A 21379-nucleotide genomic window follows, 5' to 3' on the forward strand; every position below is an offset into this window, starting at 1 on the left:
GGCCACCACGGCCCCGCGCGTCCGCCGTGGCGCCACCGGAGGGGCGGGCGGGAACGGGGGCGGAACGGCGGTGCGTAGCCGGGGTGCGGCGGGTACGTGGGCGGGCAGGCGGGAGCGGGCGTCGTCATGCCTCCAGCATCGCGCCCCGGCCGAAGCCCGCCCTGAGCGCTCCTACTCAGATTGCTACTCAGGCCTCCCCAGACCCTCGCACCTCCCGAACCCCTCGGGGCCCTCGGGGCCCTCGGTCAGGGAAGCTTGGGCGGGTAGAGCCGCCCGAACAAAATCCCTACCCACGCCTCGCGCCGCCCCGTACGCTCCGCACTCATGCCTACCAATGATCTCGCGCTCACCGCCGCCGACGCCGCCCTCGTCATCGACCGCGCCCTCGAGCGCATAACCGCCGGCTACGTCTTCCCCGAACGGGTCGCGGCCATAGACGCCGCGCTGCGCGGCCGGCTCGCCTCCGGGGAGTACGAGGGACTCACCGGCCCCGCGTTCTGCGAGGCCGTGACCGCTCACCTGCAGGAGGCCTGTCCGGACCGGCACCTGCGGCTGCTGTGGCAGGACGAGCCGCAGTCCATGGATACGGCGGACAAGGACAAGGAGACCGGGCAGGCGGCCTTCCTCGCGTTGCTGCGGAAGGAGAACCAGGGCGTCCGGCGCTTCGAGTTCCTGGAGGGCGGGGTCGGCCACATCGACGTCCGGCGCGTCGCCTTCCCGGACGAGGGGGCCCGTACGATCGGCGCGGCCATGGAGATGGCGGCGGGCACCCGCGCGCTCGTCCTCGACCTGCGCGCGTGCAGCGGCGGCGTGCCCGAGGGGGCCGCCATGTGGTGCAGCTACTTCTTCGCCGACGACCAGGTGCACCTCAACGACATCTACGAGCGCGCCACCGACACCACCCGGCAGTACTGGACCGCCGGGCACCTGCCCGCGCCCCGCTACCTCGGCCGTCCGGTCTACGTGCTCACCAGCGCCGCGACGTTCTCGGCGGGCGAGGACATCGCCTACACCCTCCAGGCGCACGGCCGCGCCACGCTCGTCGGCGAGACGACCCGCGGCGGCGCCCACCCCACCGCCCGTTACCCCGTCACCGAGCACATCACCGTCACCGTGCCCGCCGCCCGCACCATCAGCACCGTCACCGGGACCAACTGGGAGGGCGTCGGTGTCGTCCCGGACATCCCGACGGCGGCGGGCGACGCGCTCGAGGCCACCTTGCGGCACATCGAGGAGCACTACTCGAACGGGTGAACGCTCGCCAAAGACAGGAAGCCGCTCAGATCGCGGTCCTACCGTCAGGCCGTGGTCACTTCACACCACGAGGCGGCTCACCGGATCTTTCAGGACCGTCCGGAGCTGCTCGCGCCAGTGTTCCGAATCCTGGACGTGCCGTTACCGGAGAAGGCATCCGTCGAGGTGCTCTCGGCGGATGTCACGGAGATCAGGCCGCTGGAGCGGCGCGTGGACAGCGTGCTGCGCATCAAGCCGCCCGACGACAGCAGCGGCTTCCTCCTCGCCATCGAGGCACAGGGGCGCCGCGACCCGGACAAGGCAGTCAGCTGGGCGTACTACCTGTCGTTTCTGAAGGCGAAGTACGCGTGCCCCGCGCTGCTGCTCGTGGTCTGCCACGACACGGCGACGGCCGATTGGGCGGCCGGCCCGTTCCGGCTCGGCCCCGAGGGCTGGACCGCGCTGTCCGTGCACCCGCTGGTCCTCGGGCCCGCGAACGTTCCCGTCATCACCAGTCCGGACCGCGCCGCCCGGAACCTGGCTCTGACGGCGTTCTCCGCCATGACTCACGCTCGCGAGCAAGCGGCTCCGGCCATACTGGAGGCACTGGCAAGCGCCCTGGCGTCCGCTGACCCGGAGTCCAACGCCTACTACTCGGAACTGCTGGAAATCGGCCTGGGGAACACCCCGGCGCGAGAGATCTGGAGGAAACTCATGCCGCGTACCTTCTTCCCCGGCCGTGGCACCCTCATCGAGCAGACGTGGCTGGAAGCCGAGGCTGAGGGCCGACTGAAGCAAAGTGCGGAATCGGTGCTGCGCGTCCTGGAAAGCCGGGGCATCCCCGTGTCACCCGCAGTCCATGAGCGCATCATGACCTGCACCTTCATGGACACCTTGGGGTATTGGCTGGAGGCGGCTGTCACCGTGTCCACTGCCGAAGAGATCTTCGTCCACGGCGACTGAGTCCTCACGACAAACCGCTGAGGGGGCGCCCCGCCATCCGGCCGGGCGCCCCCTCCTCCGTACGTACTGGCGCGCGCTACGCGCTCTTCTCGTGCCGCTCCCCCGGCTCGTTGCCGCGCGTGCGCGGCACCAGCGTCGGGTTGACGTTCGACTGCACGACGTCCGCGGTGATCACGACGCGGGCGACGTCCTTGCGGGACGGGACCTCGTACATCACCGACATCAGGACCTCTTCCATGATGGCGCGCAGGCCTCGCGCGCCGGTGCCGCGCAGGATCGCCTGGTCGGCGATGGCCTCGAGGGCCGGGCGGTCGAAGTCGAGCTCCACACCATCGAGTTCGAAGAGGCGCTGGTACTGCTTCACCAGGGCGTTACGCGGCTCGACCAGGATCTGCAGCAGGGCCTCGCGGTCGAGGTTGTGGACGCTGGTGATCACGGGGAGACGGCCGATGAACTCGGGGATCATCCCGAACTTCACCAGGTCCTCCGGCATGACCTCCTGGAACTGGTCGCTGGCCTCGATCTCGCGCTTGGAGCGGATCGTGGCGCCGAAACCGATGCCCTTGGCGCCCGCGCGCGACTCGATGATCTTCTCCAGGCCGGAGAAGGCGCCGCCCACGATGAACAGGACGTTCGTCGTGTCGATCTGGATGAATTCCTGATGCGGGTGCTTGCGCCCGCCCTGCGGCGGCACGGAGGCCGTGGTGCCCTCGAGGATCTTGAGCAGGGCCTGCTGGACGCCCTCGCCCGACACGTCCCGTGTGATCGACGGATTTTCGCTCTTTCGGGCGACCTTGTCGATCTCATCGATGTAGATGATGCCGGTCTCGGCCTTCTTGACGTCGTAGTCGGCGGCCTGGATCAGCTTCAGGAGGATGTTCTCGACGTCCTCGCCGACGTAGCCGGCCTCCGTCAGGGCCGTGGCGTCGGCGATCGCGAAGGGGACGTTCAGCATGCGGGCCAGCGTTTGCGCGAGCAGCGTCTTGCCGGAGCCCGTGGGGCCGAGCAGCAGGATGTTGGACTTGGCGAGCTCGATGCCGTCGTCGCGGTTGTGGCCGCCGTTCTCGCCGGCCTGGACGCGCTTGTAGTGGTTGTAGACGGCCACGGACAGGGCCTTCTTGGCCGCCTCCTGGCCCACCACATAGCCCTCGAGGAACTCGTAGATCTCGCGCGGCTTGGGAAGCTCCTCCCAGCGGACCTCGGAGGTCTCCGCGAGCTCTTCCTCGATGATCTCGTTGCAGAGGTCGATGCACTCGTCGCAGATGTACACACCAGGACCCGCGATGAGCTTCTTCACCTGCTTCTGGCTCTTGCCGCAGAACGAGCACTTGAGCAGGTCGCCGCCGTCACCGATGCGTGCCACGAGGTGCTTCCCCTTCGCCTGGGATCCGCCTTGCTCTGCGAACCCGGGTGCTTGCCTATCGACGGTACCTTGCCGGGCCCCCCGTGCGGGCCCCCCTTGCCCCTACTCGGCCAAGGGAGGGCCCGTCATCGGCGGCACGGTGGCCGAGACCGGACCGGCCGGTGGGTGAGACCGGACGGAACGGCGCCGGCCCGTACGGACCGATCGGTTCCGATCAGACCGCGACGGACGACTTGCGCGTCGAGACGATCTGGTCGACGAGACCGTACGCCAGCGCGTCCTCAGCCGTGAGGATCTTGTCGCGCTCGATGTCGTCGCGGATCTTCTCGATCGGCTGGGTGGAGTGCTTGGCCAGCATCTCCTCCAGCTGGGTGCGCATGCGCATGATCTCCTGAGCGGCGATCTCCAGGTCGGAGAGCTGCTCCCGGCCCGTCTGACTGGACGGCTGGTGGATGAGCACGCGGGCGTTCGGCAGGGCCATCCGCTTGCCGGGGGTACCGGCGGCCAGCAGGATCGCGGCGGCGGAGGCGGCCTGACCCATGCAGACGGTCTGGATGTCCGGCTTCACGAACTGCATCGTGTCGTAGATCGCCGTCAGCGCGGTGAAGGAACCACCCGGGCTGTTGATGTAGATCGAGATGTCACGGTCGGGGTCCATCGACTCCAGGCACAGCAGCTGCGCCATGACGTCGTTGGCGGAGGCGTCGTCGATCTGGACGCCGAGGAAGATCACGCGCTCCTCGAAGAGCTTCGCGTACGGGTCGTACTCGCGCACGCCCTGCGAGGTGCGCTCGACGAAGCGCGGGACGACGTAACGGGCCTCGGCCTGCGGGCCGGTGTAGAGGCCGCTGGGGGACGAGATGTTCATGCGGGTGTTCACCATCCTGGTGGCGGTCTGTGGGCTGAGATACGGCTGTTCGGCGGTACGACCGGGCGCGGGGCCCGGCCGGCCGGGGCGTCAGGCCCCGGTGCCGCCGCCGCCCGGAACGCCGGAGGCGTGGGTGATGATCTCGTCGATGATCCCGTACTCCTTGGCCTCCTCAGCGGTGAACCAACGGTCACGGTCACCGTCACGGATGATCGTCTCAACGCTCTGACCGGTGTGCGCGGCGGTGATCTCGGCCATGCGCTTCTTGGTGCGCAGCAGCTGCTCGGCCTGGATCTTGATGTCCGAGGCGGTGCCGCCGAGGCCCGCGGAGCCCTGGTGCATGAGGATGTCGGTGTTGGGCAGCGCGAAGCGCTTGCCCGCGGTGCCGCCGGTCAGCAGGAACTGGCCCATGGAGGCCGCGAGGCCCATGCCGATGGTGACCACGTCGTTGGGGATGTACTGCATGGTGTCGTAGACCGCCATGCCGGCCGTCACCGAGCCGCCGGGGCTGTTGATGTAGAGGAAGATGTCCTTGGTCGGGTCCGCGGCCAGGAGGAGCATCTGCGCGGTGATCTTGTTCGCGATGTCGTCGTCGACCTGCTGGCCGAGGAAGATGATCCGCTCCCCGAGCAGCCGGTTGTAGACCTGGTCGCCGAGGCCACCACCGATGGCGATCTCACCGGCGGCGGAAGGCATCAGATTCGTCACGTATCCACCTGCTCGTCTCTGACGGCAACGGGCCGTCTCCGCGTCTTCTCTGGGGACCGGGGGGTGGCGTGGCCGGTACGGGCGCCGGCGCGCTGCCATGTCTCCCCTGCCCTCGTATCTACGGACCCTAACGCGCTGGTCGGCAGGCGCCATCCCGCATCAGGAACTGTTCGCTCTGAGCGCAGGTTCGGGGCCTCTCCCGGGTCCCTGCGGGGCCGCGGCGGCCGCCACTCTCCCGGCCCCCTCCGGGCGGGTGCCGGAGAGCACGGAGGGCCCGGTCGCGGCCCCCTGCGCGCAAGCGGCTGGGGGTCACGGCCGGGCCCGTCCGTAAGGGCTCCGTACGCGGCGGAGAGGCTCCCCGCGAGCGGCCGGGCTCCGCACGGGCGGCGCGAGGAATCCCTCACACCGCCCGGGGGTGCCGTGGCCGCTCAGGTGAGCGGCGAGGCGAGGCTCAGGCCTCGGTGGTCTCGTCCGCGGCCTCGACGGTCTCGCCGGCCTCGGCGGTCTCGTCCTCGTCCTCGAGGTCGACGACCTCGCCGTTGGTGTCCTTGACCGTGGCGGCCTCGACGACGGTCGCGAGGGCCTTGCCGCGGGCGACCTCACCGACGAGCATCGGGACCTGGCCCTGCTCGACGACGGCCTGGGCGAACTGGTCGGGGCTCATGCCGGAGGACTGGGCACGGCGGACCAGGTGCTCGGTGAGCTCGTCCTGGCCGACCGAGACCTTCTCCTTGTTGACGATCTCGTCGAGGATGAACTGGGTCTTGATGCCCTTCTCGGCCTGCTCCTTGAGCTCGGCCTCGAACTCCTCGGCGGACTTGCCCTGCATCTCCAGGTACTTGTCCAGGTCCATGCCGATCTGGCCGAGCTGGTGGTGCTCGAGGTTGTGCTTACGAGTGTTGACCTCGTCCTCGAGCAGCTTCTCGGGCATCGGGACCTCGACCAGCTTGATGAGCTCGTCGAGGACCTTCTCCTGGGCCTGGGTGGCCTGGTCGAACTTCTTCATGCGCTCGAGGCGCTTGCGGCTGTCGGCCTTGAGCTCGTCGAGGGTGTCGAACTCGCTCGCCAGCTGGGCGAAGTCGTCGTCCAGCTCGGGCAGTTCGCGGGCCTTGACGGACTTGACGTCGACCTTGATCTCGGCGTCCTTGCCCTCGGCGCTGCCGCCCTTGAGCTGCGAGGTGAAGGTGGCGGAGGCACCGGCCTCGAGACCCTTCACGGCCTCGTCGATGCCGTCCAGCAGCTGGCCGGAACCGATGGTGTAGTCGACGTCGGACGCGACGCCGTCCTCCAGGACCTCGCCGTCGACCTTGGCCTCGAGGTCCACGGTGACGATGTCGCCCTCGGCGGCGGCGCGCTCGACCGGGGAGGTGGTGGCGAAGCGCTCACGCAGCTGCTCGACCGACTTCTCGACGTCCTCGTCGGTGACCTCGACCGGGTCGACGGTGACCTCGATACCGGAGTAGTCCGGGATCTCCAGGGTCGGACGGACGTCGACCTCGGCGGTGAAGGCCAGCAGCTCGCCGTCCTTCAGCTCGGTGATGTCGACCTCGGGCTGACCCAGCGGGTTCAGGTCGGCCTCGTTGACCGCCTCGGTGTAGAACTTCGGAAGCGCGTCGTTGACGGCCTCCTCCAGCACGGCACCACGGCCGAAGCGCTGGTCGATGACGCGCGCCGGGATCTTGCCCGAGCGGAAGCCCTTCACCGTGACCTGCTGGTTGATCTTCTTGTACGCCGCGTCGAGGCTGGCCTTGAGCTCCTCGAAGGGCACCTCGACAGTGAGCCGAACCCGAGTCGGGTTCAGGGTCTCCACGGCGCTCTTCACGGTTCGGTCTCCTTGGGGCTGACTGCTGGGTTTTGCTGCTCATCGGATAGTGATGGTCAGCGGACCGCGCCCGGTAGAAGGACACACGGACGCGCAGCTTGCATAGTAACCGCAAGCAGGATGGGCCCCACAATGTGATCTTGCTGGTCGGGGTGGCCGGATTCGAACCGACGACCTTCCGCTCCCAAAGCGGACGCGCTACCAAGCTGCGCCACACCCCGTCGGTGCGAGACGTAGGGTACATGCCCCCGGGGGTGTCGGACGCCGCTTGGCCGGACCGCGGACAGGGGTCGTGAGGGGGTGGCGTGCGGCGCACCGCGTCGACCCGCTACGATGCACTGCGTGCCGCTCCGCTCTGGCGTTGTGCGGCTCACGCGGGCGTAGCTCAATGGTAGAGCCCCAGTCTTCCAAACTGGCTACGCGGGTTCGATTCCCGTCGCCCGCTCCACGATGCCTCCGGCCCCGGCCGGAGGCATTTGTCTTTCCGGGACCTTCAGATGTTGATGCCGCTTATGGTCCGGGCGATCGAGTCCAGAAACCTGTGGATCGACGGCGCCATGCCCGTGGAGGCGAGGAAGAAGCCGAAGAGCACGGCGACGATCGCGGGCCCCGCCTTGATGTTGTTGCTGCGGATCATCACCACCAGGATGATCGCCAGGAGCAGCACCACGGACAGTGAAATGGCCACAACTGATCACACCTTCGGTCGGAAGCCTGGCCGGGCCCGGGAGCCATGCCGCCCCGCACGCCCCCACTCTGCCGAACCATGGTGCCACCAACTTCCCGGCCCGGGGGATGCCCTGATGCCGCATCGGGGGATTATCAGGGGTGCCGGAGGGCGGGTACGGTCGGAATCCATGCGGACGGAGTAAAGATCCGACCATATTCAGAGTCTCTCCGGAGGGGCGCCGGCAAGGGTTTTACCGGCCCCCCATCGACGGCTAGGGTGCCTCGAATGTCCCCCACCGCCACTCCTGCCACGGTGGCCCCCGCTCCCGAGCCGCCCGTCGCGGCGGCCGGCGCCCCGGCGGGGCGCGACCCGTTCTTCGACAACGCGAAGTACCTGGCGATCGTCCTGGTCGCCCTGGGTCATGCCTGGCAGCCGCTCACCTACACCAGTCACGCGGCGTCGGCGCTGTACTACACGGTCTACGCCTTCCACATGCCGGCCTTCATCCTCATATCCGGCTATTTCTCGCGGAGCTTCGACCTCAGCCCGGCCAAGGTCAAACGCCTGATCACCGGCGTGGTCGTGCCGTACGTGGTCTTCGAGATCGCCTACACCTACTTCCAGCACTGGGCGGAGGACGCGCCGCCGGAGAACATCTCGCTGACCAACCCCTGGTACCTGAACTGGTTCCTGGCGGCGCTGTTCATCTGGCGGCTGACCACGCCGATCTGGAAGGTGATCCGCTGGCCGATTCCGATCTCGTTCGCGATCGCCCTCCTGGCCGCGGTCTCCCCCGACGTCGGCAGCGACTTCGACCTGCAGCGGGTGCTGCAGTTCCTGCCCTTCTTCGTGATCGGCCTGCACCTCAAGCGCTCCCACTTCGACCTGGTGCGGCGGCGCTGGGTGCGGATCGCCGCCGTGCCGGTCTTCGCCGCGGCGATCGCGGTGGCCTACTGGCAGCCGCCGCAGTTGAACACCGAGTGGTTCTTCCACAACGACAGCGCCCAGGGCCTGCACGAGCCGGTCTGGACCGCCCCGGTCGTCCTCCTCGCCCTCTTCGCCTGCGCCGCCGTGCTCATCGTCTGCTTCCTCGCCTGGGTGCCGCGCCGGACGATGTGGTTCACCGCGCTGGGCGGCGGCACCCTCTACGGGTTCCTGCTGCACGGCTTCCTGATCAAGCTCTCCCGGTGGTGGGAGTGGTACGACGCCGCCGACTGGATCCGCAAGCCGGTGGGCGAGGTCGTGGTGACCCTCCTCGCGATCGCGATGATGACCGTGCTGTGCACCGCGCCGGTGCGGCGGGTGTTCCGCTGCGTGATGGAACCGCGGATGGACTGGGCGTTCCGCAAGCAGTAGCGGCTCCGGGCACGAACGTAGAGGCAAGCAGAGCCAAGGGGCCCGGCGTCAGCTCGACGCCGGGCCCCTTCGCGTACCGGCGGGCTCTCCCGGCGTCGCCCTCACGACGGGTCCGTCAGCTCCTCTCGGCATCGGACGAGCGCAGATGACGCACGAGCCGCTCGAAGGCCGTCCAGCCGGCCGCGGTGGTGCCGTCCCCCAGCGGGTAGTAGTAGCCCGGCCGGGCGATCGGGCCCAGCGGCAGCGGGGTGTCCTCCAGCGGCGGCGCGCCCGCGTGGTCCCGGCCCACCTCGAGGACCTCGTCCGGGCCCAGGACGAAGGCGAGCGGCACGGGCGGCCGCTCGAAGCGGGGCGGAACGCTCAGGTCGCGCCGCGCCTCGCGCAACTGGCACAGCATGGACCGCACCCCGTGCCGGGTCACCAGCTCGTCGGCGAGCTCCCGCAGCCCCGCCACGGGCACCGGCTCGCCGGGGCCGTGGCCCACGGCGAGGGTGACGTCCTCCTCGACGCCCTCCGAGGTGCGCACGACGCGCAGGGTGGCCTGGGCCGGCCGGTCGGGGGTCCCCACGACGACGGTCCAGGTGGGCTCGGGGGCGCGCTCGTGCGCCAGCGCGGTCAGCTGCCGCCGGGACCAGGGCAGGTTCGCCGGTTCGGCGGTGCCCCAGCCCGCGGGGAGGGTGCCTGTCAGGGCCTGCCAGGCGGTCTCCAGGGCGCCGCCGAGGACCAGCTGGTCGTCGGCCGGGTGGCGGGTGCGGAAGGACAGCAGGAGCTGCCGGTCGTCGGTGCGCTCCACGTCACCGAAGGCGGGGGCGACCGGCGTCTCGCCGTTCTCGTCCCGGGCGGGGGCGAAGGCGCCCTCCTGCCAGCGCAGCACCGCCCCGGACAGTCCGTCGTAGTAGCCGATGCGATCGTCCTGGACGACCCACCGGGAGGGCGGGGCGGTGAGCAGGGTGCGGGTGGCCAAGGAGAGGCGGCTGTGGCCGGGGGTGACGATCTGCAGGCCGCGCTCGCTCTCCGCCGCGGCCCGCACGACCTCCGACAGCCAGCTGGTCATGGCGACGACCGGGCGGTCCTGGAGGACGACGGCGGTGCGGTCGGTGAGGACGTCGACGGCGGGCTGCGCCGCGGCGGGCGCGGGCACGGCCGTGATGCCGGAGGTGTCGACGGGGGTGCCCGGGGTGTCCGTGCCGGGTGCGCCGGGCGGCCAGACGCGGCCGCCGAGCAGGTGGGCCAGGCGGGCCGCGAACGTGCCGGCGAGCGGCTCGGCCGCCGGCACGGCCGTCGAGGCGCGTGCCTCGACCCACCACAGCGGCCCCTCCCCCAGGCTCTTCTCGTCGACGCCCAGCAGGCGCGCCGCCTCGCCGGGCACCCGCAGCAGCAGCGGCGCCTCGACCGACAGCAGCGGCCGGCCCTCCTCGTCGCAGAGCTGTATCACGGCATCGTCCGAGGCCGTGCGGACCCGCAGGTCCGGACCGCCGGAGAGCAGTCCGGCCAGGACGCTCCAGGCGTCCGGCATCCGCTCGGTGAGGGCGATCACGTCCTTGGTCATCTGTGGGTCCCCGTGGTGTCGGTGTCGTAGTCGGCGGCCAGCGCCGTCTGGATGAGCCGGACCAGCTCGCCGCGACGGACGAGCGTGCCCCGGCCGGGCGGCTGGGCGGCGGCGTAGACGCCGGGGAAGAGCTGGCCCTCCTGCCGGTCCCCGGCCATGACGACCGCCGTCGTGCCGCTCTCCCTCAGAGTCATCAGGAACGGCTCGTACAGCGCCCGCGAGGCGCCCGCCACGCGGCGGGTGACCACGAAGTGCAGGCCGATGTCCTGGGCGGAGGGGATGAACGGCAGGAAGGGCGCGAGCGGTTGCTGCCCGGCGGTGGTGAGGACGTCGTAGTCGTCGATGAGGATCACGATGCGCGGGCCGGTGAACCAGGTGCCGGACGCGAGGGCGTCCTGGGCGGCCAGGTCGTCGGGCATGCGTTTCTCGAGCTCGGTGGCGATGCCGGTGGCCAGGGCGCCACAGAGCCGGGCGTTGTGCGCGTAGCCGCCGCGGTACTCCTCGGGCACCAGGGTGCGCAGGCCGCGGCGCGGGTCCATGACGGCGAAGACGAGTTCCTCGTCGGAGTAGCGCTCCATCAGTCCCCGGGCGACGACCCGCAGCAGGTTGCTCTTGCCGCACTCGCTGTCGCCGAGGACGAGCAGGTGCTGGTCGCGCCGGAAGAGGTCCAGCAGTACGGGCGCGAGCGCCGTCTGGTCCAGGGCGACGGGCACCCGGTGGGGCTCGGCGGTCGCCGACGGCAGCGCGGCCACCGGGATCCGGGCGGGCAGCACGCGGACGGGCTGGGCGCCCTCGCCGGACCAGGCCGAGGCGATGACCGCGACCGCCTGTTCGACGGCGGGGCCCAGCCCGGCGGTGGTGGCGAGGGCGTCGATGCGGGGCAGCGCGGTCTGCGCGAAGAGCTTGGCGTCGGTCAGCGCCCGGCCCTGCTCGTCCGGACCGAGGGTCTCGGCGAGCTTGCGGTCGACGCTGCTGTCGCCCGGGTCGTTCAGGCGCAGCTCGACGCGAGTGCCGAAGGTGGCCTGGGTGGCGATACGGACGTCGTTCCAGCGCAGCATGGACGCCACGACGTGGATGCCGTAGCCGCCGCCGCGCCGCAGGAGGTCGGTGACGGCGTCCTCGAGCTCCGCGAAGTCGTCCCGCAGGGCGCCGAAGCCGTCGATGACGAGGACGATCTCGGTGGAGGCGAGCTCGGGCAGCCGGCCTTCGGCGCGCAGGTCGCGCAGCCGCTCGACGGAGTCGATGCCGTGCTCGCGGAACAGCTCCTCCCGGACGGCGAGCATGCCGCGGACCTCCTCGACCGTGCGGGCGGCGCGCTCGCGGTCGGCGCGGCCGGCGACCCCGCCGACATGCGGCAGCCCGGCGAGGGCGGCGAGGCCGCCGCCGACGAGGTCGAGCCCGTAGACGCCGACCTCGCGCGGGGTGTGCGTCATCGCGAGCGACAGCACGAAGGTGCGCAGCAGGGTGGTCTTGCCGGACTGCGGTCCGCCGACGACGGCGGCGTGGCCGCCGGAGACGGTGAGGTCGAGGATCCACTGGCCCTGCCACTGCCGGGCGGGGTCGTCGAGGACGCCGAGCGGGACCTTCAGCGGGCCGGGGCGCACGGCCAGCTGCATGCCCCGGTCGCCGGCGCGCAGCGGCCCGGCGGCGGTGTCGAGCGCGATGGCCCCGGGCAGCGGCGGCAGCCAGATGGCGCGGGTGGGCGCGGCGGCGGCGCGCAGCTGGTCGACGACGACGGACATCGTGGTCGGCCCGGGGTCGCGGTGGCGCGTGGCCGGCTCCTCGCTCCCCGGGGCGGGCTGGTCCTCGGGTTCGCCGAGGGTGTTGAAGTCCGGGTACGGCCAGACGGTGGGGGCGTCGTCCTCGGCGTCGCGCCGTACGGGGCCGCGGTAGGGGCCGGAGACGAAGCCGGCCTTGAACCGCTCGTAGGCGCTGACGTCGACCTTGAGGTAGCCGAAGCCGGGGATGGGCGGCAGGTTGAAGGCGTCGGCGGTGTCGAGGACGGTGCGGGACTCGTCGGCGGAGAAGGTGCGCAGGCCGAGCCGGTAGGACAGGTAGGTGTCCAGGCCCCTGAGCTTGCCGCCCTCGATGCGCTGGCTGGAGAGCAGCAGGTGCACGCCGATGGACCGGCCGATGCGGCCGATGGACAGGAACAGGTCGATGAAGTCGGGCTTGGCGGTGAGCAGCTCGCCGAACTCGTCGATGACGACGAAGAGGTGGGGCAGCGGCTCGAGGTCGGGGCGTGTCTCGCGCAGGGCGGCGTAGTGGCCGATGTCGGCGACGTTGCCGGCGTCCTTGAGGACCTGCTGGCGGCGCTGGACCTCGCCGGCGAGGGAGGAGTGGACGCGCTCGACGAGCCCGGCCTGGTTCTCCAGGTTGGTGATGACGCCCGCGACGTGCGGCAGGTCTGCGAAGGGCGCGAAGGTGGCGCCGCCCTTGTAGTCGACGAGGACCATGGCCAGGTCCTCGGGTGGGTGGGTGGCCACCAGCGCGAGGACGAGGGTGCGCAGGAGTTCGCTCTTGCCGGAGCCGGTGGCGCCGACGCACAGGCCGTGCGGGCCCATGCCGAGTTCGGAGGACTCCTTGAGGTCGAGCAGGACGGGCATGCGGTTGTCGCCGACACCGATGGGCACGCGCAGGAAGGCGCGTTCGCCGCGCGGCTGCCAGAGCCGGCCGGTGTCGAGGGCGGCGGGGTCGTCGATGCCGAGGAGCTCCATGAAGTCGACGGGGCCCGACAGGGGCGCGTCGACGAGGGAATCGGCCGACAGCCGCAGCGGGGCGAGCAGCCGGGCGATGCCCTCGGCGCCCGCCGCGGTGACCGGGTCGGCGGTGCCGTGGGCGGTGACGGGCTGTCCCTGGCGCAGGTCCTCGACATGGACGTCGTCGCCGTCGACGGTGATGCGCAGGGAGACCTGGCCGGGTTCCTGGACCCGCTCGGCCACCAGGTGCAGGACGGTGACGCCCATGTCCGGCAGGGGTACCGCCTCGTCGGGGGTGGGCAGGTCGCGGGCGTCCCGCCCGTATCCGTCGCTGACGACCAGGAGCCGGCTCGCCATGTCCAGGGCCTCCCGGCCGGACAGTCCGCGCCGGACCTCCGCGGCGTAGGAGGCGCGGCCGCGCAGGTCGCGCTGCATCAGGCGGGCGAGCCGGCCGATGCCGGGGGCGATGCGGCGGGCGCTGACGGGCCCGTCGAACTCGTCGGGGTCGAGAGTGTGGGGCAGCCACTTGAGCCAGCCCCAGTCGGCCATCCGATCGTCGGGGCAGGCGAGGGCGAGGCCGACGTCGTCGGGGGCGTGCAGGACGGCGGTCTGGGTGAGCAGGGCGCGCGCGACCCGCAGGACGCCGTCGCGGTCGCCGACGACGCTGATGTTGCCGGCGCGGTCCAGGGGAACGGTCAGGGGCAGGTCGACCGCCGTGGTGAATCGATTCTTCAGCGCCCCGGCCTCATTGAGCATGAACTGGTCGGGCGGGGTCAGGACGCTGCCGCCGGGCCGCCCGACGACGAGAGGCCGTACCGGCATCTCGCCGGTGCCCACGCGCACCCGCAGGAAGTCGGCGTCGAGGCGGCGGCGCTCCCACAGCCGGGCGGGGTCGCGCACGACGTCGTACAGCGCCTCGGGGGCGGGATCCAGCACCCGGGCCGCGGCCCGGTGCCCACGCTCCTCGGCGACCAGCTCCTCGCGGAGCTCCTCGAGGTAGTCCAGGTAGCGCTCACGCTGCTGGCGGCGGGTGCGCTGGGCCTTGCCGCGCTGCGACAGCATCATGGCGACCGAACCGACGACGGTGACCACGAGCACCATGGCGCCGATCGCGGCGAACTGGCTGTTGCGGACGACCGTCATCATCACGACGGAACTCATCACGCCCGCGATGGGCATCAAGGAGTGCAGGGCGCCGCCGGTCTTGCCCTCGGGCAGGTTGGGCGGCGGTTCGATGGTGCGGGCGGCGGGGCGGCCTGCGGCCGGGTGGTGCGCGCGGGGCGGTGGACCATGCGGGTCGTCATCGCGCGTACCGCCTGCTCATCGCCCGGCCGAGGACCTCCGCGGCCAGCTCGGTGACGGCCTCGCGGGTGGCCTGGCCCAGCAGCTCGTCGCGCACCGGACCACCGGCGGCGAGATGCCGGTCGTAGGGAAGCATCAACACCTTCACCCCCTCCAACCCCAGGTGTTCGCCTGCCGCGTTCACGTCGAGCGTCATGTGGGGGGACGACGCGGCGACGACCACCACAGTTCCCTCCAGCATCGCGGGCCTCCCCAGCGACGCAATCCACTCCAGCACCGCGCGGGTGCTCACCACGCCCTCGACGGTGGCGGGGGCGACCAGCACCCGGGCCTGGGCCGCCCACAACGCCGTACGCGACAGCTCGCTGGGGAGCGTCTCGCCGTCGACGACCGTGATGCCGAAGTAGCGGCGCAGCGCGACCATCACCGCGCGGTAATCCGCCAGCTCCAGGCGGCTGCCGACGCGGCCCTGACTGCCCGGCAGCAGCCAGCCGCCGTCGGGCAGCTGGACGAGGTAGCCGATGACGTCGGTCAACCGCATCGAGGGGTCGACGATCTGCGCGAGGTCGGCGACCGTCCACTTCACCTTGGCGGCGCCGAGCCGGGCCGGGAGGGTGCCGAGCGCGGCGTCGGCCTCGAGGATCAGCACGGGGTCCTGGCGGTAGTGCGCGTACGTACGGCCGAGGAGCGCGGCCACGGTGGTCTTGCCGGCGCCGCCGCGGATGCTGGTGACGGCTATCTGGCGGCCCGTGGTGAGCGGCTGCTGGAGAGCCTGGGCCAGGCGGGTGGCCTCGGCCACGTCGCGGGTGGCCGAGGAGCCGACGAGCCGGCGCAGCGAGCGGCCGGTGCGCCGGGTGGCGGAGTCGCCGCTGAGCGGCTTGCCCTTGACGAGCTCCTCGGGGAGCGGGATCTCCATGGTGAGAGGGCTGGGCAACGGGCGGGGCGCGGACGGCGGGGCGGGAGCGGGTGCGGTGGGCGGGGCGGGCGCCGGGGTCGCGGGCGCGGCGGCCGGCGCGGGGGCGGGCGCCGCCGCCGCGAGCCCGTCCAGCTCCTTCGTCAGATCACGCAGGTTGCGCAGTACGTCACCCTGCCAGTCGCCCTCGGGCATACGTCTCTCCTGGAACTCAGAAGCTGGAACTCAGAACTGGTGGAACTCAGAACTGGTGGAGGAGGCGTCCGTACACGCCGAACGCTCCGACGGCCAGCGGGAACAGCGCGATCACGCCGACGGTCTCGACGAAGTCCACGGCGCGGCGCAACCGCACGCGCACATGCTCGGGCGGCCGGACCGCCAGGACGCCCAGCGGTACGACCGCCGCCGCGCCCAGCGCCGCCAGCGGCCCGTACGGAGTGCCGCCGGTGTGGTCGATCCACACCACCGCGAGGCGCACCAGCAGGACGAGGGCGGCCGCCAGGAGCGCCACGACCTCGGCGACCAGTGGAAACGCCCGCGAGCGGGAGAGCAGGACGACGGCGAGGACGGCGGCGAGCACGACGGTCCACACACGGGGCGCGGTGAGCGCCAGCAGCCCGCCCGCCATGGCGGACGCGGCGACCACGACGGTGGCCAGGGACAGCCCGCGGTGGGTGGCGGCGAGGGCGGTCTCGACCTGGTGGCGGCTGACGGAGGCCCCGCCGGAGCGCCGGTCGTCCAGCGCCGTCATGCCCGCCGCCGTCAAGGCGAACCGGGGCAGCAGGCCCAGGGCGACGACGCCGACGACGGCGAGGACGGCGCCCACGCGGGCCGCGTCGTGCTGGATCAGCGCGACGGCCTCCCACGCGGCGGTGACCGCCACGAGCGCGCCGGCGCCGATGAGCCCGCCCCGGCCCAGGGGCGAGAACAGCCCGAGCAGCGCCAGCGTCACGGTCGCCACCGCGGCGACGCCGGCCAGCCGTACGGGCCCGGACCAGGCGTGCGCGTCGGCGGCGGTCCAGGCGCCGAGGAGGCCCAGGGCGCCGCCGGTCAGCATCAGGACGGTGCCGACGGTACGGCCGCCGGCCCTGGCGGTGACGGCTCCGCCGACGGCCGCGACGGCCGCCGCGGCGAGCACGCCCAGGGCGACGGCCGCCGGGCCGAGGGCGGCGCGGGCGAGCAGGGCGGTGGTGACGGCCAGAGCGACCGTGGTCAGGCCCGCGGTGCCGCGCCGCGCCCGCTCGCCCCAGCGCCAGGCGCGTACGTCCAGGTCCTCGGCGACCTCGTCGGTGACGTCGTGCACGACGGGAGCGGAGGGGGTGTCCTCGGCGTGGACGAGCCGCAGCACCGCGCCGTCGGGCACACCCGCGTCGGCGAGGGTGCCGCCCTGCGGCAGAACCGTTCCTTCAGCGGTCACCAGATGACGCGACATCGGGTGACCGCCGACGCGGTCGTCGAGCAGCCGCAGAACGTCCGGGAGAAGACGGCCGATGGGTTCGTCGGCGGGCAATACGAGATCCACTCTTCGTCGTTCCGCGACGAGAGTGACCCTGCTCAATTCCGTTCGCTGCTTTGCCCCCACGTTCACCACTCGCCTGAACCTATCATCGGCCCGTCTCCATCGTTTTGGGGGTTCTTTTCGGTTTGGTCGGTGTCGGATACGGCTTGACGGTGGCGGACCGTCGCGGCGTCGGCTTGACGGTGCCCGGCGTGGGGGACGCGCTGGTGGGCGGCGCACTGGGGGTAACGGACGGGGACGCGCTGGGCGTTGGGGACGCGGAGGGGGACGGTGAGAGCGAAGGGGAGGGCGAGACCGACGGAGACGGGGACGGCGGGGGCGTCGGCGAGGGCGCCACGGGCGGCACGTATCGCTGCTGTTGCTGCTGTTGCTGTTTCTGCTGGGCTTTCTGCTTCGCCAGCGTGTGCTGAATGAACGACCACCCCACACACCCGGCGCACAGCACGGCCGCGACGGCTATTCCCGCGAATACCTTGCCGAGTTTCTCGTCGGCCGTCCGACGGGCCCGCTGGGCACCGTGCAGCAGGGCATCGCGCATTCGCCGGCGCCGTACCGAAACCGACTCCAGCAGCTGGCTGTCGTAATCCTTCGTCATCATTCCCCGTCACGCCTCGGCGTCGTCCCGCTCGAGGCGGGCGATCGGCGGCCATTCGTCGGAGTCGTTCAGCCCGAGCAGCGCGCGCATGCGGGCGTACTTCGCGCGGAGCCGGTCCCGGGTGGCCGCGTCGGGCAGGGCACGCAGCCGCTCGGGGGCGGCGTTGTGCGCCAGGTCGGCGGCCTTGACGAGCAGGGCGCCGGGCGTGGCGAGGACGCGGGCGGCGTACGCCTCGGCGGGCTCGCCCGGCCGCTTGGTGACCGCGAGGACGATGTCCTTGGTCGGCTGGGGGAGGTCGGCCGCCGCCAGCCAGTCGGCCGTCACGGCGTCGTCCTCGACGGCGTCGTGCAGCCACGCGGCGGCGATCTGCTCCTCGCTCCCACCCCGCTCGCGTACGCCCTCGGCGACGGCCGCCAGGTGCTCGGCGTACGGCCGGCCGGCCTTGTCGGTCTGCCCGGCGTGGGCGCGGCGGGCGAATGCCTCGACCTCGGCGAGCGTCATGTACGTCATACGGTGCCGGTCTCCCCCTCTCGTACCTCGGAGTGATCCGCGGCTCGTACGGCCTCCGCGACCAGCCTACGGATCTCCTCGTCGCCGCCGGCCAGCAGCCGCCCGGCCAACCTCCGCCGCTCCTCGCCCTCGGCACGGGCCACGACGGTCGTCGCGTGCACGAGCACCCGGTGGTCAGGGTCGGCGGCGATCACCCGCTCGGCCAGCGCGATCGCCCTCGGCGCGTCGACGAGGGCGATCGCGCAGGCCAGGTCGACGAGCTGGGTCGCCAGGTCGAAACGGATCCGGCGGCCGGGCCCGAGGGCCCGGACCCCGCGCAGGACGGTCTCCTCGATGTCCGGGAGCAGCGCGGCGAGCGCGGCCCCGTGCAGCGCGCCCTCGAGCTTCTCCTCGAAGTACTCGGTGTCCGCGATCCGCACGAGGGCGCGCAGCGCCTCCGTCCGGAGCTGGGCGTTCCCTTTCTCCTCCGCCAGCTCCTCGCCGGAGCCGAGGGCGTCGGCGAGCTGCGCGAAGGTGGAGTCGACCGAGAACTTCCGGTCGACGCTGACGTCGTACCAGGGCGCGTTCCGGGAATCGGCGGCGGCGCGCAGCACCGCCTCGTAACCCGCAGGCTCCGCCCACGTCGTCAGGACGACGCAGGCGAGGAACCGGTTCATGGCGGACGCCGCCTCGTCGTTCATCAACGCGGTGAGGGGCAGGACGCGGTCGCGGTGGCGGGGGTCCTCGTAAACGCCGTAGAGGATGTCGTCGAAGTCGGCGGCGGGGTGGCCGTCGAAGCCGGTGCGGAGGAGGGAGTGGAGGTCCACGGGGCTACGACCCCCGCGCGGCCTGGAAGGCCATGAACAGCACCCAGGCGACCGGTATCAGCAGCCCCAGCGCGGCGGGGCGCTTGAACATCGGCAGACCGGGGTCGAGCGGCGTACCTGGCGGGGCGTGGAAGCCGGGGCCGGGCTGCTGCGGCGGGAACGGCTGCAGCGCAGGAAAGGGCTGTGGTGGTGGCGGAGTGGCCATGGTCGTCCCCCGTACAGGCCGGATCGTCGGTGCTGAGGCGTCGAGGTGTCGAGGAGGTGCTGAGATGGCGCGGCGTCAGTTGTGCGGGTAGCGCTCGCGCGGGTGGACCGACTCGCCGTAGGGGGGCGTCGGTCCGTGGAACTGGAGCACGAGGTCGTCGGCGACCCGCGCGATGACGTCCCGGCCCTCGGTGACGGCGAGCCAGGACGCTGGCAGGGCGGCCTCGCCGTGCAGGACACCCAGCAGGTTGCCGCAGACGGAACCGGTGGAGTCGCTGTCGCCCGAGTGGTTGACGGACAACAGAAGGGCGTCGGCGACGGAGCCGGGGTCCGGGTGGGCGAGGGCCGCGTACACGGCGATGGCGAGGGCCTCCTCGGCGACCCAGCCGCCGCCCAGACTTTCGGCCTTCTCCGGGGAGGGCGAGCCCTCGGCGGCGAGGGCGACGGCCTGCCGCAGGGCATCGCTCGTCTCCTCGTGCCTTGGGTGGCGGGCGAGGAGCTCCAGCGTTCGCGCGACCGCCGCTTCCAGGGACGCGCCGTCCAGGAGGTGCCGCACGATCGCGGCGAAGGCGCCGGCGGCGTACCCGCCCGTGGGATGGCCGTGCGTGATCTGCGCGGCCCGGCCGGCGAGCTCGAAGGCGTAGCCGGTGAACTCGCCGGTGAGGCCGAAGGGCGCGGAGCGCATGACGGTGCCGCAGCCCTTGGAGTCGGGGTTGACGGGGCCCGGGGTGCCGTCGAGAGAGCCGTAGGGGGCGGGGACGTGACGGTGCCGCAGCCCGGAGAGGCAGGCGTTGCCGGGGGCGCGCCGCGCGTACAGCCACGGCTGTTCGCGCAGCCACCCGGACCGCACCACGTCGCGGGGGCCGGCGGCGGGCGGCGGCCCGGGGTGCTGCTGGGTGTCGAGCCAGCGCAGGTAGGCGTGGAGCAGGATGCCCGTCTCGGCGCCTCCGATGCCCTTGGCGCTCGCCCGGGCGTCGGCCCGGATGAGCGCCTCCGCCGTGAAGAGCGTCATCTGCGTGTCGTCGGTGACGCGCCCGGTCACGCCCTCGCCATCCGGCACCATGCCGCTGACACCCGCCGGCCCGTACGCGGCACGGATGGCGTGGAGCGACAGGAACTCGACGGGGTTCCCGAGGGCGTCGCCGACGGCTCCGCCGAGCAGGCATCCGCGTATGCGGTCACGTGTGGTGTCGTCGACGCCTGGTGATGAAGTCCGAGTCACCTCTCGACCCTAACTCTCGGGCGCCGGTGCGTTGGTGGAGCAGTCGGCAGGGACTCGACGGGGACAAGCACCCGGCACGTTGTCCTTGGCAGCGTTTGCCGCTTCAAACTCCGGATTCCGCTTCCGAATCCAGGACATCGAGTGCGGCCCGGTCAAGCTGGACGACCGGCTCGGGTGAGACGTTCGCCTGCCAGGTGCGAAGGGGCACGCGCCGCAGCTCGAAGTCCGCGACGCCGTTCTCGACCCAGAACGCGCCGCCCCGTTCGTAGAGCATGACCAGCGGTGCGTACGGGTCCTCCAGATCCGGCAGCCGGACCTGCGTTTCGTCGCGAATCGCCGTCCAGCGGGTGACCGCGCGGCACATCCTGCGGGCGCGGATGTCCGGTACGTTCGCCGAGGTGAACGCGTCCAGCCGTCCCATCAGCCCCTCGCCGGCACGCACCGACGGGTCGACGCGCTCGGCGAAGTCGATGAACGGCCATCGGTCGCCGCCTCCCAGGTACTCGACCCACAGAGCCGAGCGGCGAAGGAACTCGCGCATCAGCAGGGCACGGGAAAGAGCGTGTCTCTCAGCTGCGGCGTAATCCATCCAGTCGATGGCCACCAGCCGATCGGACATCAACTGCGCAGGGCTTCTCTCCGTCACAGATTGGATTCCTTCGGTGCGGCCTGGGTGCGGTTGGATCGCCGAGCGACGGGAGTGGCGGAATCGAAGGCTGTGGACATGGACCAACCGGCGCTGGCACCACGGCACTCGACCAGTGGTGGACTCCTGGCGGCCACCGCGGGTACGACGGGGCATGGCCGCCGACCCGGACCGCGCCCTTGACGTGGCGCTACGCGCGGCCGGCCCCTGGTCCGCACTGACGAATCGAGACCGCCCATTCTGCCCCCACCTCACGCACGCCGCATAGATTCCCGTCGACGGCAGAACGTCGGGCTCACCGGCGCGACGCGCTCACCCGGCCGGTGCCGGACCTCAATCCTGCGATCGGCCCACCGGGGCACGTGGGGAATCACTCGCACGTGCCCGCCCCTCGCCCCGATCCAAGCCTCCAGCTCCGCCCCACCGAGTTC

16 protein-coding genes, 2 tRNA genes and 2 pseudogenes are annotated in these 21379 nt (G+C 71.8%); 4 read left to right on the forward strand and 16 right to left on the reverse strand.

Annotated elements, in window-relative coordinates; all coding sequences use genetic code 11:
• The first annotated feature begins 324 nt into the window (after positions 1-324).
• Together J1792_RS31000 and J1792_RS31005 are read left to right on the forward strand one after the other, a co-directional pair.
• Entirely contained in the window at positions 325-1254 is a 930-nt protein-coding gene (locus J1792_RS31000) for a S41 family peptidase (RefSeq protein WP_207248662.1), read from the forward strand.
• A gap of 51 nt (positions 1255-1305) precedes the next feature.
• A complete protein-coding gene (locus tag J1792_RS31005) occupies positions 1306-2196 on the forward strand; it encodes a hypothetical protein (RefSeq protein ID WP_207248663.1) in 891 nt (296 codons plus the stop codon).
• Positions 2197-2272: 76 nt separating this feature from the next.
• Here the strand turns inward: J1792_RS31005 and clpX are convergent, their stop codons facing one another.
• The 5 genes from clpX to J1792_RS31030 all read right to left on the reverse strand — a co-directional run bounded on the left by clpX (position 2273) and on the right by J1792_RS31030 (position 7178).
• Positions 2273-3559 (reverse strand): ATP-dependent Clp protease ATP-binding subunit ClpX, encoded by a 1287-nt coding sequence (gene clpX / locus J1792_RS31010; RefSeq protein WP_086566545.1) that lies wholly within the window; start codon positions 3557-3559, stop codon positions 2273-2275.
• Between the two features lie 214 nt (positions 3560-3773).
• Positions 3774-4442, reverse strand: coding sequence for an ATP-dependent Clp protease proteolytic subunit (locus tag J1792_RS31015; protein ID WP_179198752.1), 669 nt, complete (start codon positions 4440-4442; stop codon positions 3774-3776).
• 75 nt (positions 4443-4517) lie between these two features.
• On the reverse strand, positions 4518-5123 hold the full coding sequence (locus J1792_RS31020) for an ATP-dependent Clp protease proteolytic subunit (RefSeq protein ID WP_086566546.1): 606 nt from the start codon (positions 5121-5123) through the stop codon (positions 4518-4520).
• Between the two features lie 463 nt (positions 5124-5586).
• The gene (gene tig / locus J1792_RS31025; RefSeq protein ID WP_086566547.1) at positions 5587-6957 is read right to left on the reverse strand and encodes a trigger factor; all 1371 of its coding nucleotides are present in this window, start codon (positions 6955-6957) and stop codon (positions 5587-5589) included.
• 144 nt (positions 6958-7101) lie between these two features.
• Positions 7102-7178, reverse strand: a tRNA-Pro gene (locus tag J1792_RS31030).
• A 153-nt stretch (positions 7179-7331) separates the two neighbouring features.
• Here J1792_RS31030 and J1792_RS31035 point away from each other — a divergent pair.
• Positions 7332-7405: transfer RNA gene (locus tag J1792_RS31035), tRNA-Gly, on the forward strand.
• Positions 7406-7450: 45 nt separating this feature from the next.
• Here J1792_RS31035 and J1792_RS31040 read toward each other — a convergent pair.
• A complete protein-coding gene (locus J1792_RS31040; RefSeq protein ID WP_086566549.1) occupies positions 7451-7645 on the reverse strand; it encodes a hypothetical protein in 195 nt (64 codons plus the stop codon).
• A gap of 267 nt (positions 7646-7912) precedes the next feature.
• Here J1792_RS31040 and J1792_RS31045 point away from each other — a divergent pair, with 267 nt between their 5' ends.
• Complete coding sequence (locus J1792_RS31045; protein WP_207248664.1) at positions 7913-8983, forward strand: acyltransferase family protein; 1071 nt, start codon at positions 7913-7915, stop codon at positions 8981-8983.
• A 115-nt stretch (positions 8984-9098) separates the two neighbouring features.
• Here the strand turns inward: J1792_RS31045 and J1792_RS31050 are convergent, their stop codons facing one another.
• The 10 genes and pseudogenes from J1792_RS31050 to J1792_RS31090 all read right to left on the reverse strand — a co-directional run bounded on the left by J1792_RS31050 (position 9099) and on the right by J1792_RS31090 (position 20906).
• Positions 9099-10532 (reverse strand): DUF6177 family protein, encoded by a 1434-nt coding sequence (locus J1792_RS31050; protein WP_207248665.1) that lies wholly within the window; start codon positions 10530-10532, stop codon positions 9099-9101.
• A pseudogene (gene eccCa / locus J1792_RS31055) lies at positions 10529-14535 on the reverse strand (type VII secretion protein EccCa). Before eccCa ends, J1792_RS31050 begins: the two are co-directional and overlap by 4 nt.
• A complete protein-coding gene (locus J1792_RS31060) occupies positions 14532-15641 on the reverse strand; it encodes a hypothetical protein (RefSeq protein WP_207248666.1) in 1110 nt (369 codons plus the stop codon). Before J1792_RS31060 ends, eccCa begins: the two are co-directional and overlap by 4 nt.
• 46 nt (positions 15642-15687) lie before the next feature.
• Entirely contained in the window at positions 15688-17037 is a 1350-nt protein-coding gene (gene eccD, locus J1792_RS31065) for a type VII secretion integral membrane protein EccD (protein WP_372446203.1), read from the reverse strand.
• A gap of 253 nt (positions 17038-17290) precedes the next feature.
• Positions 17291-17560: pseudogene (locus J1792_RS34730) on the reverse strand (hypothetical protein); the annotation flags it as partial.
• 9 nt (positions 17561-17569) lie between these two features.
• On the reverse strand, positions 17570-18061 hold the full coding sequence (locus J1792_RS31070) for an HD domain-containing protein (RefSeq protein ID WP_372446207.1): 492 nt from the start codon (positions 18059-18061) through the stop codon (positions 17570-17572).
• A 5-nt stretch (positions 18062-18066) separates the two neighbouring features.
• Entirely contained in the window at positions 18067-18876 is an 810-nt protein-coding gene (locus tag J1792_RS31075; protein WP_207248668.1) for a hypothetical protein, read from the reverse strand.
• 4 nt (positions 18877-18880) lie between these two features.
• A complete protein-coding gene (locus tag J1792_RS31080; protein ID WP_207248669.1) occupies positions 18881-19081 on the reverse strand; it encodes a hypothetical protein in 201 nt (66 codons plus the stop codon).
• A 75-nt stretch (positions 19082-19156) separates the two neighbouring features.
• Positions 19157-20302: an ADP-ribosylglycohydrolase family protein gene (locus tag J1792_RS31085; RefSeq protein ID WP_307843131.1), complete on the reverse strand. Its 1146-nt coding sequence runs from the start codon at positions 20300-20302 to the stop codon at positions 19157-19159.
• Positions 20303-20405: 103 nt separating this feature from the next.
• Positions 20406-20906 carry a hypothetical protein gene (locus J1792_RS31090; protein WP_207248670.1) on the reverse strand — a complete coding sequence of 167 codons (501 nt, stop codon included), beginning with the start codon at positions 20904-20906 and terminating at the stop codon, positions 20406-20408.
• Between the last annotated feature and the right edge of the window lie 473 nt (positions 20907-21379).

The sequence above is a fragment of the Streptomyces triculaminicus genome, assembly GCF_017349075.1.
GTDB classification, from domain to species: domain Bacteria; phylum Actinomycetota; class Actinomycetes; order Streptomycetales; family Streptomycetaceae; genus Streptomyces; species Streptomyces triculaminicus.

Coding starts and splice junctions, on each gene's coding strand:
- J1792_RS31070 (WP_372446207.1), bottom strand. CDS start 18,061: ATGACGCTCGCCGAGGTCGAGGCATTCGCCCGCCGCGCCCACGCCGGG.
- J1792_RS31015 (WP_179198752.1), bottom strand. CDS start 4,442: ATGGTGAACACCCGCATGAACATCTCGTCCCCCAGCGGCCTCTACACC.
- J1792_RS31050 (WP_207248665.1), bottom strand. CDS start 10,532: ATGACCAAGGACGTGATCGCCCTCACCGAGCGGATGCCGGACGCCTGG.
- J1792_RS31000 (WP_207248662.1), top strand. CDS start 325: ATGCCTACCAATGATCTCGCGCTCACCGCCGCCGACGCCGCCCTCGTC.
- J1792_RS31045 (WP_207248664.1), top strand. CDS start 7,913: ATGTCCCCCACCGCCACTCCTGCCACGGTGGCCCCCGCTCCCGAGCCG.
- J1792_RS31060 (WP_207248666.1), bottom strand. CDS start 15,641: ATGCCCGAGGGCGACTGGCAGGGTGACGTACTGCGCAACCTGCGTGAT.
- J1792_RS31020 (WP_086566546.1), bottom strand. CDS start 5,123: ATGCCTTCCGCCGCCGGTGAGATCGCCATCGGTGGTGGCCTCGGCGAC.
- J1792_RS31080 (WP_207248669.1), bottom strand. CDS start 19,081: ATGGCCACTCCGCCACCACCACAGCCCTTTCCTGCGCTGCAGCCGTTC.